Below are 15,849 nucleotides of genomic sequence, written 5' to 3'. Positions count from 1 at the left end.
AATTTATTGTTCAGTTCCTCGTCCAATCTGAACTAACTCTTCAGCGGTAAGTTCACGATATTTTCCAGTTGATAGTGTCGGATCTAGTTGTAAAGCGCCCATAGAGACGCGCTTGAGGAATGTTACTTTTTTGCCTACAGATTCGAACATGCGTTTTACTTGATGGAATTTGCCTTCTGAGATGGTAAGGCGGATCTGGGACATGGTTCCTTCTGGACTTGGCGTGTGATTAAGAATTTGTAATTCAGCAGGCAACGTTACATAACCATCTTCAAGAGTAACCCCTTTGCTAAATTGAACGATATCGTCTTCGGTCACTTCTCCCAGTACGTCAGCTTCATACGTTTTGGGAACGTGTTTGCGTGGAGATAGCAGTTCATGGGCTAAGCGACCATCGTTGGTGATCAGTAGCAACCCTTCAGTGTCTTTATCCAAGCGACCGACAGGAAACGGTTCAAATACCTGATATTCGATATCCAATAAATCCACCACCGTAGAGTCATGACGATCCTCAGTAGCGGAGATTACTCCTTGCGGTTTGTTCATCAACAAATAAATATATTCACGATAATTCACTTGTTCTCCATCAAATTCTAGCTTTTCTTGATAAGGATCGATCTGTAATCCGCTATCTTTGACAACTTCATCATTGACTTTGATGCGTCCTTGTTTGGCGGCACGTTTGAGTTCGCTTCGTGTACCGTAACCTAGATTTCCTAATATTTTGTCTACGCGTTGCTTTTTAACTGATGTTTTCATAAATTTTATGTCCATCTCCATCCTGCTGGATATTCATTTTTGAGCATACCCTCTAACCATTTTCCCCATCCTACTGAATAACCGTCTATACAGACTAATACATAGCCTTTAGGTAGAATATCTGTAGCACGTTCTACACGTTGTTCTTCGATCGTTAATGTTTCTCCTTTTAAGTAGGAAATAGCTTCAGTGGTGTTTGATTGAAGCTGGATACAGCGCTTGGCTTCGGTGGTCTGAAGCGCAGTAGCAAGAGCATGAGACGGTGTAAAGCGTCCATTCTTTATCGTACCGACAAACCAACCCGGTCTGACCACTTTAAGCCCTTTGAGTTGCTGTTCTGTTATCGGTGATTGATAAATACGTCCACCAAAATGAATCCAGTTCTGCGACCATGTTAGATTCAATTCACGATCTGTAAATTCTTGAATCACTTCTGTCATCGACAATGATTCATTGTGATCGCTTGATGGAGTTTTTGCATCGGAACGATAGTCTTTGCTTTTTTTACCTGAACGGCGATCACTTTTCCAATCGTGTTGGTCTTTCGTAGATGATCGTTTTTCGGCACGTTTCGGTTTGTCCGTATATGTTTTGGAGAATGTAAACTGTGGGTTAATATTCATTATAGGATGATTTGCTACAGGTTCCGCTTCTCCTTGATGATCCAGCACACAAATATAATGCCCTTCTCCTTCGATTAGATGTGGCCATAATCGAGCACTATGCGCTGTCTGTTCGAGTGATGCTGTAGATACAGGCTGATAAGATTCATTATGGTCTACATCCAGAGCAGTCCCACTCAACATGGAAGTACCTGCTTGTAATTCATGTTCTACTTGCTGCGCCCAATCACTATGACCGGGTGCAAAATGTTCTGCATTTTGTAGTGGAGTCACTTGAAATTCAGCATACTGATCTAGAAATACAGCGATACTACGCTCATTTTCCTCAGGTGCAAACGTACACGTCGAATATACGATTCGTCCACCGGGAGCTAACATTTTAGCTACAATATTCAAAATATCTTGTTGCATCATTGCACAGCGTTCAACCGAATGATTGACCCACTGGCGTGCCATATCTTCATCTTTACGGAACATACCTTCACCTGAACAAGGCGCATCGACTAATATTTTGTTGAAAAATCCTGCAAACTGCTCTGCGATATGCTCGGGTGTCTCATTCAAAACGACGGCATTACGAACACCGTATAATTCCATATTTTTAGCAAGGGCTTTGGTACGATCTGCACTGATATCATTGGTCACTAATATCCCTTGTCCTTGTAGAGCCGCTGCAATCTGCGTAGACTTGCCTCCAGGAGCGGCACATAGATCAAGTACCCGATCACCCGGCTGTACATCTAGCGCTTCCACAGGAGCCATAGCACTAGGCTCTTGAATATAGTAAAGTCCTGCATGATAATACGGATGCTTACCCGGTCTTGTTCCTTCTTCTACATAATATCCGGTAGGACACCACGGAATCGGACGTAATGCGAATGGTGTTATATGTTGAAAATCCTGATCGGTGATTTTGAGTGTATTGATGCGTATGCCTGCATGAGGTGATTGTTGATAGCTATCCATAAAAGACTGGAATTCATCACCGAGCAAATCTTGCATCCGCTGCACGAATAGCGGCGGGAGTTGCAAAGCCATATTGGGTCGTTCTCCTTTAATTGAGGTTGATAATAGATCGATTGATCTGCATAAATCCAGACAAACGTTATTTTATTTTACCATAGTTTAAAGCTACTCATACCAAAAAGCTTGCCATAGTGGCAAGCTTAGTGTGTACGCTTATATTTCCAAGCGCTTAAAGTAAGATATTTTGCTTCGCAAAAATCACTTTTGATTGGACTTGGGTCGCGCTTTGACTGCCAAGCGCTAGAGTAAGATATTTTGCTTCGCAAAAATCACTTTTGATTGGACTTGGGTCGCGCTTTGACTGCCAAGCGCTAGAGTAAGATATTTTGCTTTGCAAAAATCACTTTTGATTGGACTGGGTCGCGCTTCTACTTCCAAGCGCTAGAGTTCTTTCGATTTGGGACCTCGTTCGTAGCCTGTGCGTAACGGTAGATTCGGTTGAATGGTCTGATACGCTTGGTCTACTTCTTTTTGCAATAATGGGTCTGTAATTTGGATATTGAGGTCATAAAAGTCAAAAGGTTGTTCTTGATAATGTTCTAGTCGCTCAATATACAATTGCACATCTGCCATTAGTTTTTCCATATTAATGCCGAGTGCATGATGTTGATACGGCAGTAATTTGTTATAACTGCTTTTCATCATTTTGACAGCACCAGCGATTTTATTATAGGTATGATTCACTGTTCCATTGCGGAAATGAAAGAGTGCAACTGCAATTTGTAGCAATCCCTGATATACCGGTTCTCGCTGTTTCTCTAGCCATAACTCTTCCAGCACTTCATGACATTCAAAATAATCGCGATCCCGATTAAAGTAGACCAGATATGCTACATACAGCGGCTCAAAATTGGCTTTCATCTTCTTCTCCACTTACTTTAACTGACTCTGCTCGAAGCATGACTTTGATATCGCTGGATAATTCTTTGAGCCCTTCAAAATCATGTTCTTGCCATAATTCATCAAACCGCTTGCGGAAAGCAATCGCTTCTACAATCAGATGGAAGAAGTACAACTTGTGGATATCCGTCAGAATCCGATGCACAATACTAGAATCATCTTCAAAGCTTTTCTGAGCGGATAAAATATCTTCACGAATACTGGACATTTCGTTATCGAGCACCATCGCCGCTTCTGCCGCTGTTTTGAGTCGACTACGAATATCGTCCGGTAGACTGTTATGGTATTTATAATTCAAAGAGTGTTCAATCGTTGCCCAGAAATTCATCGCAAGTGTACGAATCTGAATCTCAGCAAGCACCATTTTTTGTCCGAAAGCGGTCTGCACCGGATATTCAGCAATCATATGGAAGCTACGGTATCCACTATCTTTGAAGTTAGTAATATAATCTTTTTCATATAACACTGTTAAATCTTTGCGAGAACGTACATACTGGGCAACCCAACGAATATCTTCTACAAATTGGCACATGATACGGATGCCGGCGATATCCTCGATTCCAGTTTCAAGTTCATCCATCGGTACATCTAGACGTTTGGCTTTATCTAGAATACTCGATATTTTTTTGACACGACCGGTTACAAATTCAATCGGTGCATATTCCTGACGCTTTTTAAGTTCTGAACGCATTGTTTTGAACTTGACTTTTAATTCTTCAACCGCTTGCTCATAGGGAAGCAAGAATAATCCCCAGTCTCTTCCGTCCATCTTCATGCCTCCTTAGTCTATGACCTCTTCCTTGAGTCGAGGGTATATTGGATTAATGATGATCTGCTCCCACTGCCTGGGAAATGTGTGTGAATCCGTCACGTTGCATACGCTCCCGGATATCCATATGTATCTTCCGGGTCACTTCCGGTCCTTCGTAGATAAATGAAGTATAAATCTCGACCAGACTAGAACCCGCTCTGATTTTGTCATAAGCATCCTGTCCTGAGAAAATGCCTCCACAACCTATGATTGGCAGTTTACCTTCAGTCTGACGATACACTTGAGAAATGATTTCTGTGGATCGCTTGGTTAGTGGTCTGCCGCTTAGTCCACCTGCTTCACTCGCATGCTGATGAGTCAATCCATCACGAGATAGCGTAGTATTGCTAGCAATTAGACCTGCTACACCACTTGCAGCAATCGTATCCACCATATGTTCAAGTTCATTATCGTTGACATCCGGTGCAATTTTGACCAGTACCGATTTGGACATGCCATTTTGCTTCGCTTGTCGTTTCATTTCACCCATCACTTGTCTGAGCAAATCTTTTAATTCATCACCATGCTGCAAGTTTCGCAGATCAGGTGTGTTAGGTGAGCTAATATTAACTACAAAAAAATCAGCATATCGATACAATGTGCGAATACACGTTTCATAATCGCTAGCTGCATCTGCATTAGACGTTACTTTATTTTTACCGATATTGACTGCTATAGGAATAGGTCTTGAAGACAATGAACGCAGTCTTCCTGCCATAGCAGCTGCCCCTTCATTATTGAAGCCCATCCGATTCACCAGCGCTTCATCTGAAGGCAAGCGAAACAAACGTGGCAATTCATTACCGGATTGTGCTTTGGGTGTTACTGTTCCGACTTCCATAAATCCAAAACCTGACGCAGACAATCCTGGAACAGCCTGAGCATTTTTGTCTAACCCTGCCGCAAGACCAACAGGACTAGGAAATGAAAGTCCAAACAATTCAGTCGTCATATCTGGTGTACTTGTCACCCCATACATCGACTTCATAGCAGCTAATGTGCCTGGTATACGCACTCCCGCGCCCAGACCTCCAATAACCATATGATGTGCTTTTTCCGGGTCCATCCGAAATAACATAGGTTTGAAAACATTGCGATAAAGCAAGTCACATTCACTCCGTTCCTGGCATTTACAAAAAGCCTTTATGCATGAATGTACAAGGAATATAGTATATTAACCTGTACATTCATTCTCTATACCAGTTTATCCTGTTCTGTGACAAAAGAAAAGCGCTCTTCTCATTTGAAAAGAGCGTCCACTGTGTACATAAACTCAAACGGTCTATAATGAATCAAACCAGTGACTACAAGGAACCATCCTAATTCAACCAATGATAATGACGGGAAGGATCAGTCTGATCTTGAGTGCGATTTGTCTTGAAACGTACAGTCGGTATCGCAGGATCACCCGGCAACACATTACTCGCAATCGTCACTTTGGTACCTAACGGAATCATATCGAATAATTCTTCAACATCGGCTTGATCCATCCGCACACAACCTAGCGATTCATCTTTCCCAACACTATCCGGATCATTGGTACCATGAATAGCATAATTTGTATCCGATAACTGCATACCCCGACTTCCAAATTCTCCTTTGGATTTACTATTTGGATTGATCACTTTAATGGATACTCTAAACGTTCCTTCAGGCGTTTTGCTTCCACCTAGCCCGACTTCATAATTGCGTAAAATAATCGATCCACTTACAATCGCCAAGCGATGCTTTTCTCTGTCTACGATCACTTCAAGTGGCTTTGTAAAATAAGGATGATTACCCAGTGTAGAGGAGAAAGCTTTGTCTCCTCTGGTACTTTCACTATCACCTGTACTTTGTCCCGGACGACTTTGCCATTTTTTCAATGCTGTAAATGTGCTATTCATCGTATCCGAACTACCTGCTAACCAGTTACCGGGAAAAGGAGCATCCAATTGATTGATCTGCGCCGGAAGATTCCCTTTAGCTGTAATATAATTCGTAATCGCAGTCTGCATCACAATCCATTGTTCTTGTTGCTGTACCCATGCCGCAGATTCATTAGTATAACGTTCCAGTTCTCCCGGCTTACACTTACAAGCTTCTGGATCATACGATTGTAGATCGATTTGTCCGGGTTGCTTGGTTGCAGCCATTGTATATAATACAGGCATATTGTCTTTCCATATCAACCAATCATCTTGCTTTTCCATACCTAGTACTGAGGCTACTTGAGGTGCTGTTTGGAACAATTGTTGTTGCATATACTTGGATACCGCCAATAATGAAGCATTGCTATGAATCCCCGATGCTTCAGCTGTAAAGCTAAGCGGCACAGAGTATCCTTTGAACGTTTCTTTCGGTTGTTTTTGAGAGGCTACCTGAGTAGGTAACTTGGTTGGTTGAGAAGCCAAGTGATCTGCAAGAGGATCATCTGTTGCGTGAGGAGCGTCTACAGAACGTAACATAATCAGAAAAAGCAATAATAATGCGAATAAGCTACGCCGCCAACGACGTATTTTATGATCTCTTTTTTCAGCCATTTCCATGAGCTTGGCTTCATAATCTTTCAAAATATCAGCAGGGACTTTGCTATGTTCAAACGCTTCGTATACATCTCCAGCTTTGTTGTAACAGTAATTAGCTTTACCCATTTGCCCATCTGCTTCATATTCTTTACCTAACAAATACCAGCCCATTCTGTTGTTGGGATGCATTTTGACATATCGCTTTAGATAGAGTAGATTTTTCATTCATTACCTCCAGCATGGACACTGCGCTCCAATATTCTATATTTTCTCTATAGTATGTACCATTTAGGGATAATTACTTTAGATTTAAAATGTACTACAATATTATTTATATCGGCTAATCTGTGTATTTCTTCAAGGGGCTTTAAAAAGATGATAAAAGGCGTTGAGAGACACATATGTGCCTCTGCAACGCCTTTTATTCGGACCCTGTATTTATGATATTATAAATACAATCTAAATTATTCAGATTGAGCGAAAGGCTCATCAGCAATTTTGATTGAATCTGTAGGGCAACCATCGCAAGCATCTTGCAAGTCATCGTACATATCGTCTGGAATTGCCATTATACCGCGGTTAGCATCACCATCATAAATCACTTCTGCCAAACCTTCATCATCATAATCGTAAACGTCTGGAGCTGTTGCTCCACAAGCACCACAAGCGATGCATGTATCTTTATCAACCCAACTATATTTCCCCATCTTTATATATGCCTCCTATCGTTACTTACCAGTTGTCTTTTTGAGAACCGACACCAGTGTACATATACTCACAATATAATATAAAAAATCGATAATTTCAAATCAATAACCAGCAATTTCCAATACACAAATTGTAACATACCTCTTGCATTAATCCAAGATTCCCTAAAATTTAAACTATATTTTTTTATTTTAATGTCTATTTAGCGTCTATTCTTCCATACTTGGTAAGATAACTCTATCTTTTTGCAGCGAAGTTCCTCTGATTTTGTGATTGCGAATCAATACCGAAGGATCATTACCTAACATGCCTGCTGTCAAAATCGCACTTTCGCCAAATTTGTCACGTAATTTATCCATTACTTCATTTAACTGTTCTTTGACCGGTTGACGACTATAATCGAACAAATCCATTTGTAGAGCCGCTTCTTCTTTCGGTTGCAAATTCTGAAGAGATACACCCAGCAATCGTACAGGCGCACGATCTCCCCAATGGCGATCATACAATGCGCAAGCTTCACGATAGACTTCATCAGCGGTTTCGGTAGGAACAGCCAGCGATTTGGAGCGGGTGATCGTTTTCATATCTGGTGTACGAATCGTAATCTGAATCGTCTGTGCTATTAATTTCTGACGACGCAATCGGCGACACACCTGATCACTTAGATTGAGCATTACTCTTCTGATATCATCACGTGCTTGAATATCTGCGGGTAATGTTGTGGTATGCCCTATCGACTTACTGACTTCACGATCAATCTCAACAGGTGAATGGTCAATACCGTTAGCCGCTTGTTTGAGCCAGCTTCCCATTACACCAAATCTAGCTGTTAAGCGAGCTTCATCTGCCGCCGCCAGTTGTCCAATCGTGCGAATACCCATATCTACCAATTTGGCAGATGTTTTACCACCTACACCAAATAATTGTCCACATGGCTTATCCCACAACAACTTGGGCATATCTCGTATACGCAAAATCGAAATTCCTTTAGGCTTTTTCATATCAGAAGCCATTTTTGCCAGTAATTTATTAGGAGCAATCCCTATCGAACACGGCAAATGCAATTCGTCCCAGATCCGTTGTTGTAGCTGTTCAGCAATCTGTGGAGGTGTACCGAATTGACTTGAACCGGTGATATCTAGATAACATTCATCAATGGAGGTTGCTTGCAACATTGGCGTATAACTATAGGCAATATTCATAAATGCCATCGAGTATTGTTTATACAAATAAAAATCAGGCGAAATTAAGATCAGATTCGGGCATTTTTGTAAAGCTTCTCTAACTAACATACCTGTTTTGACGCCACGATTTCTAGCTTCATACGATGAAGTTACCACTATTCCTTTACGAAGTTCAACACTACCCGCAACAGCAGTTGGTTTTCCTTGATATTTGTCAGGTTCTTCCGCCGTATGAACAGAACAGTAAAAAGCATTCATATCCACATGCAGAATGACCCTTCCTTTGGCAGGGTAGTAATTGGCATGATGCCTCAAGTTGATCATCCTCCTTGCCTGTGTAGAGTGTACCCTGTTCCCTTTGCTCGATGATCCGAATCATTTACAATAAATATCGTATGGTTTTATTATATCGTAACTGTATCATTTAGCCTATCCTATCCCTCTAAAAATAAGTACAAACGTTCGACATTTTATTATGTATGTATTGGAGCTGAATAGAGATGAATCAATTTCAACCTTATGGATACTGAGCCAGATACTTTTGTACTAATTCATATCCTGCTACAGAAAGTGGAGGATAATCTTGTAATTCACTGATTTCAAGTATTCTGATGTAGCCGTCATTATGATATAGATGGTTAGAAACGGAGAAATATTGCAACGACGCTTGTTCAGCCGATAATGGAGCATAATCGATGATTTGCCATGTTCCTTTTGCGAGTAATTTAGAGGCGGTAACGATCATGGAGAAAGATCCTCGATAATTTGTAAATAAAAGATACTGTTGTTCCCCGTGATAGACTTCATCTTCTTGAATAGAAAGCACACCAAATGAAAATACCTTTTTAAATCGGTCATGCAGAGCACTAATCACCTGACAAATCGCAAATCGATGATCATGCATTGGAATCATAAAAATATCGCCTGCTTTATACTTTACCTTTTTAAACATCTCCTAACTCCTTTTTTCGTTTATTAATACGTCCTCTGATGGGCTCATCTCCTTATTACTTATCCTATACGAATCAAATCTTTGAACTCGTTCGTAGCTTGCTGATGCTCAGTCCGTAACAGCGCAAACTCAATCTGTTGTTCATTTCGTGCTATTTTCAAATGATAGACACCAGGTTCAAGCGTTATATACTGTCCACTGTCTCCATCTTCAGGTTCTAGATCGCCACCTGTTACATTTTCTGCTGCTCCTGCATACAATTGACCCGAAGAAACATTGATCCACAATTGTACGGCTGGTTGTTGTATATCTTCTACCTGTTGCATCGTGTATAAGCCATCTGCGCCTACATTGAGAAAAGCAACATTTCCTAAATTCACTTCTAGTAATTCATCTTCAGGAATAGACCACCAATCGGATGTATCTTCTAACCGATGTTTAAGGGCTTGAAGATCGTAAATACACAATGTAGCTGTGTCTGTAATGACTTGAATTTGGTTAGACATTGGATTGCTCCTCTCTTGGTTATACTCATTTCATAATGTGCACATCTGATCCTGATTACAATCTCATCTCTTCCAGTACTCTTATGATCATTTACAATTCAATCCACTTATCTTCGGTAGAAATAATTGTTTGGATGGTATCAATCATTCGCCGTACAGGTGCGTCATGTCGATGAAACAAACAATAAATATACACTTCGCCTTCGGCTATAGATTCAATGGCTAGCTCAGCCTGCTCCACTTGAATCTGTGCCACATGCGGCCACTCTGTATGAGAAGGATCTGTGATAACCAACCCATCGTCTACCTGCTCTATCACCATATCACCCAGATCTAACGTAACCAAATCCTGTCTTAACTGCTCCATTAACTGCTTGGCTTGCTGTTCTTTACTTATGCTATCATGTTCTATACATTGAATACCGTATTCCCAACCCACGATGACTCACCTCATAAATTTCCGAAAATAATAATCTCATCTGCCCATTCCAACTGTATCTCTAACCATGTAACCAGTGAGCGAATAAAAGCTTTGAGCTCACGATCTTTGGTCTGATAAGCTTTCATTTCGGCTAATATATTGGTCCAGAGCGCTTTGGCGATCGGATTAAATCCTGTTGTATCAAAGTATCCATATCGATCTTTGGTCACCGGATCAACAATCGGATAATGCTTTTTCAGATAAGGCATCAAATAATCAAAATCACCCGCATAAATAAAAACAGAATCGGCTTCGATCTGATTCCACTTTTCACCATAACGTGCAGGCAATAATTCATATCCTAGTAGTCCATCAGCTTTACTATGCTTATAGGTAATAGCTTTCATTGGTACATCCTCATTTCTTATGAAATGACATCTGTTTGCAATTTACTTTTCACCAGAATATGGGAACGGATACATGTACGACTTCATCCATTGTTGAGTCTGCTCGTGAGTGGACGACTTCACATAGGGTTGCTCTTGCTCTAGACGCTTCAACTTTTCCTCAACAAATGTTTCATTCATCAGAGACGATTGATTATAAAATGAAACCGAACTTTCAGCCATATCACTTGCTTTCATGATTTTATAAAGTAGACTATTCAGCGAATCACTACCTGCATACAATAGTGAATCTGTTTCTTCACAAGCAAATTTCAGATACAACATTGCTTTTTGAAAAGCAACAATCTCCGCTTGATTAACCTCTATCGTTCGCAACGGTCCATCCCGCTCATCGTCTTGCTCTATAAATGGATTCAATTTCAAACCCCTCCTACCTGCTTGGATTCAATAACGATTGATCTAACCAGAGTTCATACCAGTCCAAAAAATGTAAGCGATTGGGATTATCAAAATAATGATCTGGATATATTCCTCCATCATTGAATCGATCATCTACCCATATTTCTCCGTAACTGTTCCCTCGTACAATCAAATTAATCGATACACCGCAACCATAATTGCTAATTCTCAGCATTCCATCTGCCCATTTGGCATCATACATAGCTTCTTCATCAATCTCATCTTCTGTCTCTTCCTCAGCAGACAATAGATTCCACGATTCAGTAAACCGAAAATCAGCCGAAATATTCACCAGTCCGAATGCTTCATTTTTATCATCTAAAGATTCATAGATGCCATCTGCTAGCCGTTCTAATCCGTAATAAGGCCCTGCCCCGCCATTACCGATTTGTAACAAAAATGCTCGATAATCCGCAGGTAATACGATTTGATGTTGTTGTTCAAACGCAATGATTTCAGCTTCAGTTTGGACAGTATTTAGTCGATACTGATGATGAAAAGCACCGAATACTTGAAATGTACTATCCTGTATCCGCAATTGCTCCAACTTATCATAGATTCGTATGAGTTGAGTCTGAATCTGCTCACTCATTATGTATAATCTCCTTTCACCGATATAGACTAGCTGTGGATCGTACATTGATCCAATTGTACCCATAGATTCTGCTCATCATAACCACTAACAATACCGGTTACCGTTAATCCTACTCCGATCGGTTGTCCATTCATCTGTTCAGGCAATGTTGTTGTATCGGCAATTGCATACACATGCTCATTCAATTGAATAAGACAACCTTGCGGATAGAACATACGTAATATGCCAGTTACCGAATCACCGGGCAAGTACTGTTGTTTGTAATAATCCCACTGCTTTCGATAGGATGAGATTGCAGATTCCCATATTATTTCAAATTCAATTAGACCAATCTGTTCATCCGGTTCAAAATCAACTTCTTTCTCAGCGAGCATAAAATCAGGCGCAATCGATACTTTGGATTGACCTTCTGCTATCACAATCTGGCGATAAGCTACCCGTTGATCATCCACTTCAAAATAGTATATTTCATCTTCAAATAACGACTTGATATACTGCACAATCCATCCTCCTTATTCCAAGTACTCCATACAGTCCTGCAACGTATTTTGCATATCTTGATCTGTCGTATGACGTGAGATATTTTCAAATATAGGTAGAGCTTGCTTCAGAAGTAGATAACTGTAAACATAATAATTGAAAAAGATTTCTGAATCATATCCGCGAGGTTCTTCATTTTCCCATTCTAATTCATCATCTTGATCATCGTTATCCCAAAGATACGTTTCTTCTAATAAAAGAGGCATTGCATCCAGTGTTTGCTCTGTATCTTCCAACTGTTCGTGTTCAGAAAGAGCTTCAATTACTCCTGCATACAAATCAATCTCTGCTGCGCTGACTTCATCTGGTGATTGAAGAGATAATTCTTTTAACAAAAAGAATAGTAGCCATGGTGTGACCTGCCATAATGTCGATTGATGTTCTACGATATCGGATAGACCACTGTAATTCCTTTTGGCGATCATTTGAGGAACTTCTGTCGCTCTCCCGTAAGGCGTAGTGATCCGATTCCATGGAATATCTTGAATAGTTAATTGATCTAAAGAAACTGTCATTGGGTCTCCTCCTTTTCCGTTTGTTTTATCTGTGTATAGAATTGCAGATATTTGCGATCGAATCCTTGAAAAGCACGTGTACCACCAAATTGATAGGCTTGTTCAAACCATGTATATGCTTCGGACGTATCCCCTGTCTCATAACAGGTTATACCGACATTTATTCGGGCTGAAGTATGTCTAGGATTATCTTTTACTGCTTCTAGAGCAAGCAGTGCCCATTTATGAGCCTGTTGATAATCCTGACGATCCATATAGATACTTACTTTACATGAAGCAATCCATTCTGTGAGATCCCAGTGCGCTATAGGCTCTGGAAGCAACTCCCAAGCCTCTGTATATTTATCTAACGCTTGATCCCATTTATGATCTTCGTGAGAACGATTTCCTTGTTCTACAATAGCTACAATGTGATCGGATAACGGTTGATTATAATCTTCCAAATTAGGCATATCTATCCCCCTTTATCTCTTTACAGATATATTTCTTCAAAAGTCGTCCTCTTAAGTCTGAGGTAACCTTTCCATAGAGCTTACGATTTCAACTCTGCTTTGATGCCTCCACAGAAGAAACTACCTGACATGCCTCTTGCTGCTTCAATATCAACGACCATCAATGTTTCATCATAACGGAAATCCATCTCAGCGATTTCATTCTTTTCCATATCCGGTGCTGAAAATTCAATCTCAGTCGCTTCCAAAAAAGTAAGCTTGATCGTATGATCTGCAAAAGGTTCTGCCAATTGAACATCTAACTCCACTTTGTCTTTACCAATAGTATGATCAGTTATTACCCCATGTTCGAAGTCAGGAAAATGCCCTAATTTGGCAATAATCTCTTTACTCCCTACAATCGATACTGTCGGTGAAAATGCCAGTTGGATCACAACTTGATCGCCCCACTCTAGCGGTTCGTCTGTTGAAATATATAGCTGAATCGCATCTGCTGTTAATTCATGCACACTTGCGACTACATAATCACCAGCAGATACCATGACCACATCGTGTGGATCAAACGGTAAAGGTTGTTCTGACGTATAATAAAGGGTGAATACCTTGTTATTTTGTTCAACTTTTTGAATATGTAATTGCATGATGTACTGCCTCCTAGTAAACTAAATAAAATCAAAATTATCGTATCCCTTACATAAGTGAGGTGATATAATAATAAATTATACTAAAAAACAATGCTTTATTGACACCCCACTTCACAAATGATTAACGAAACACTAAAAAAAGCTATTCATTTTTTTGCACAAATGAAGGAGGAACTCCCCATTATGTCAAAGTCCATATCGATTTTCGACACTACGCTTCGTGACGGTACTCAAGGTGAAGGTATCAGTTTGTCCGCAGATGACAAGCTCAAAATCGCCAAAAAACTTGATGAGCTTGGTGTTCATTATATTGAAGGCGGTATTCCCGGAAGCAATGGCAAAGACATTGAGTTTTTCAAACGAGTACAGACACTTGGATTACATGCCAAAATCACAGCCTTTGGTAGTACACGTCGTAAGGGGAGTATTGCCCATCAGGATGATAATCTCAAACGCATGATCGAATCCGGTGCACAAGCCGCTACATTAGTGGGTAAGTCTTGGGATTTTCATGTGCATACAGCACTTCAGACTACACTTGAAGAAAATCTAGCGATGATTGCAGATTCAATCTCCTATTTGAAGCAACAAGGAATGGAACTCATTTTTGATGCTGAACACTTTTTCGATGGGTACAAAAACAATCCTGAATATGCAGTAGAAGTATTACGTACAGCACGCCAAGCAGGTGCAGATTGGTTAACCATGTGCGATACCAATGGTGGTACACTTCCACATGAAATTTATGAAATCGTATCCAGATTAAATCTTGAACTTGACGGCGCTCCTCTAGGAATTCATACACATAACGATTGCGAACTAGCTGTAGCTAATACATTAAGCGCTGTTCAAGCCGGAGCAAGACAGATTCAAGGCACAATGAATGGATATGGTGAGCGTTGTGGTAATGCTAACCTTTGTTCTATCCTACCTACACTGCAATTAAAAATGGATTATACCTGTATCAGTAACGAACAGATGGCTCAATTAACGAATACAGCAAGGTATGTTAGCGAAATTGCGAATGTGCATATGCCTATTAATCAGCCTTATGTTGGAAATGCTGCTTTTGCCCATAAAGGAGGTATTCACGTTTCTGCTATTTTGCGTGATTCTAGAACTTATGAGCATATCGAACCTGAGAAAATTGGTAACAAACAGCGTATTCTTGTCTCTGAATTAGCAGGACAAAGCAATATCCTTTCTAAAGCGAAAGAAATGGATCTGATCCTTGACCCTGAAAATGAAAATACCAAACAGATTATTGGTAAAATCAAAGATTTGGAGCATCAAGGATATCAATTCGAAGGTGCAGATGCTTCGCTTGAATTGTTGCTACGTGAAGCCAATGGTGAAATTAAAGAATTATTCGTTTTTGAATCGTTCAAAATGTTGGTAGAAAAAAATGCAGGTTCTGCTGTTGTATCTGAAGCTTTTGTCAAACTCAAAATCGGTGGAGACAGTATCTACACTGCTGCTGAAGGTAATGGTCCGGTGAATGCACTGGATAATGCACTTCGTAAAGCTTTGGTTGAACATTATCCGAATTTACGTGAAATGCATCTATCCGATTATAAAGTTCGTGTATTAGATGAAGCAGACGCAACCGCTTCTAAAGTCCGTGTATTGATCGAATCACAGAATCTAAGTAATACTTGGAGTACGGTCGGCGTATCTGCTAACGTTATTGAAGCCAGTTGGGAAGCATTGGTAGACAGTATCCGTTATGCTCTTATTGGACAAGCTTTGCCTGATCAGAATCTATCTAACGGCCCTTCTATTCATGGGATCGTGAACCATTAATAAGAGATTGTAAGATGTTTACGATAACTTCGCACTG

19 protein-coding genes are annotated in these 15,849 nt (G+C 40.3%); 1 reads left to right on the top strand and 18 read right to left on the bottom strand.

The window, feature by feature from the left end; genetic code table 11:
• Positions 1-3: 3 nt before the first annotated feature.
• From PO903_RS13280 to PO903_RS13195, 18 genes are all read right to left on the bottom strand, one after another.
• Complete coding sequence (locus PO903_RS13280) at positions 4-774, bottom strand: pseudouridine synthase (protein ID WP_285097159.1); 771 nt, start codon at positions 772-774, stop codon at positions 4-6.
• Positions 765-2,420 carry an RsmF rRNA methyltransferase first C-terminal domain-containing protein gene (locus tag PO903_RS13275; RefSeq protein ID WP_273593645.1) on the bottom strand — a complete coding sequence of 552 codons (1,656 nt, stop codon included), beginning with the start codon at positions 2,418-2,420 and terminating at the stop codon, positions 765-767. Before PO903_RS13275 ends, PO903_RS13280 begins: the two co-directional genes overlap by 10 nt.
• Before the next feature lie 369 nt (positions 2,421-2,789).
• The gene (locus tag PO903_RS13270; RefSeq protein WP_069327815.1) at positions 2,790-3,269 is read right to left on the bottom strand and encodes a DUF309 domain-containing protein; all 480 of its coding nucleotides are present in this window, start codon (positions 3,267-3,269) and stop codon (positions 2,790-2,792) included.
• Positions 3,253-4,077 (bottom strand): GTP diphosphokinase, encoded by an 825-nt coding sequence (gene yjbM / locus PO903_RS13265; protein WP_069327814.1) that lies wholly within the window; start codon positions 4,075-4,077, stop codon positions 3,253-3,255. The genes PO903_RS13270 and yjbM overlap by 17 nt, the downstream gene beginning before the upstream one ends.
• Positions 4,078-4,129: 52 nt before the next feature.
• A complete protein-coding gene (locus tag PO903_RS13260; protein ID WP_273593644.1) occupies positions 4,130-5,224 on the bottom strand; it encodes a quinone-dependent dihydroorotate dehydrogenase in 1,095 nt (364 codons plus the stop codon).
• A gap of 214 nt (positions 5,225-5,438) precedes the next feature.
• Positions 5,439-6,851, bottom strand: coding sequence for a L,D-transpeptidase (locus tag PO903_RS13255; RefSeq protein ID WP_273593643.1), 1,413 nt, complete (start codon positions 6,849-6,851; stop codon positions 5,439-5,441).
• 239 nt (positions 6,852-7,090) lie between these two features.
• Positions 7,091-7,333 carry a ferredoxin gene (locus PO903_RS13250; protein ID WP_069327812.1) on the bottom strand — a complete coding sequence of 81 codons (243 nt, stop codon included), beginning with the start codon at positions 7,331-7,333 and terminating at the stop codon, positions 7,091-7,093.
• Positions 7,334-7,543: 210 nt separating this feature from the next.
• Complete coding sequence (locus tag PO903_RS13245) at positions 7,544-8,833, bottom strand: DNA polymerase IV (protein ID WP_273593642.1); 1,290 nt, start codon at positions 8,831-8,833, stop codon at positions 7,544-7,546.
• Positions 8,834-9,035: 202 nt separating this feature from the next.
• On the bottom strand, positions 9,036-9,470 hold the full coding sequence (locus PO903_RS13240; protein ID WP_273593641.1) for an immunity 26/phosphotriesterase HocA family protein: 435 nt from the start codon (positions 9,468-9,470) through the stop codon (positions 9,036-9,038).
• A gap of 59 nt (positions 9,471-9,529) precedes the next feature.
• Positions 9,530-9,976, bottom strand: a complete 447-nt coding sequence (locus PO903_RS13235) for a DUF6386 family protein (RefSeq protein ID WP_273593640.1) — start codon at positions 9,974-9,976, stop codon at positions 9,530-9,532.
• A gap of 91 nt (positions 9,977-10,067) precedes the next feature.
• Positions 10,068-10,415 carry a hypothetical protein gene (locus PO903_RS13230; protein WP_273593639.1) on the bottom strand — a complete coding sequence of 116 codons (348 nt, stop codon included), beginning with the start codon at positions 10,413-10,415 and terminating at the stop codon, positions 10,068-10,070.
• Positions 10,416-10,426: 11 nt separating this feature from the next.
• Positions 10,427-10,804, bottom strand: coding sequence for a hypothetical protein (locus PO903_RS13225; RefSeq protein WP_137222454.1), 378 nt, complete (start codon positions 10,802-10,804; stop codon positions 10,427-10,429).
• Positions 10,805-10,846: 42 nt separating this feature from the next.
• A complete protein-coding gene (locus PO903_RS13220; protein ID WP_273593638.1) occupies positions 10,847-11,221 on the bottom strand; it encodes a hypothetical protein in 375 nt (124 codons plus the stop codon).
• A 13-nt stretch (positions 11,222-11,234) separates the two neighbouring features.
• Positions 11,235-11,855, bottom strand: coding sequence for an SMI1/KNR4 family protein (locus PO903_RS13215; protein WP_273593637.1), 621 nt, complete (start codon positions 11,853-11,855; stop codon positions 11,235-11,237).
• A gap of 29 nt (positions 11,856-11,884) precedes the next feature.
• Positions 11,885-12,358, bottom strand: coding sequence for a hypothetical protein (locus PO903_RS13210; protein ID WP_273593636.1), 474 nt, complete (start codon positions 12,356-12,358; stop codon positions 11,885-11,887).
• A gap of 12 nt (positions 12,359-12,370) precedes the next feature.
• Positions 12,371-12,913 carry a hypothetical protein gene (locus PO903_RS13205; protein ID WP_273593635.1) on the bottom strand — a complete coding sequence of 181 codons (543 nt, stop codon included), beginning with the start codon at positions 12,911-12,913 and terminating at the stop codon, positions 12,371-12,373.
• Positions 12,910-13,365 carry a tetratricopeptide repeat protein gene (locus PO903_RS13200; RefSeq protein WP_273593634.1) on the bottom strand — a complete coding sequence of 152 codons (456 nt, stop codon included), beginning with the start codon at positions 13,363-13,365 and terminating at the stop codon, positions 12,910-12,912. Before PO903_RS13200 ends, PO903_RS13205 begins: the two co-directional genes overlap by 4 nt.
• A gap of 80 nt (positions 13,366-13,445) precedes the next feature.
• Entirely contained in the window at positions 13,446-14,006 is a 561-nt protein-coding gene (locus tag PO903_RS13195; RefSeq protein ID WP_273593633.1) for an Imm50 family immunity protein, read from the bottom strand.
• A 186-nt stretch (positions 14,007-14,192) separates the two neighbouring features.
• Here PO903_RS13195 and cimA point away from each other — a divergent pair, with 186 nt between their 5' ends.
• Positions 14,193-15,812 carry a citramalate synthase gene (cimA, locus tag PO903_RS13190; RefSeq protein ID WP_069327083.1) on the top strand — a complete coding sequence of 540 codons (1,620 nt, stop codon included), beginning with the start codon at positions 14,193-14,195 and terminating at the stop codon, positions 15,810-15,812.
• Positions 15,813-15,849: the final 37 nt, after the last annotated feature.

The organism is Paenibacillus sp. PK4536 (genome assembly GCF_028594455.2).
Classification (GTDB): domain Bacteria; phylum Bacillota; class Bacilli; order Paenibacillales; family Paenibacillaceae; genus Saccharibacillus; species Saccharibacillus nuruki.
The sequence above is the reverse complement of the archived record's forward strand: the minus strand, read 5'-3'. Positions and strand labels throughout refer to the sequence as shown.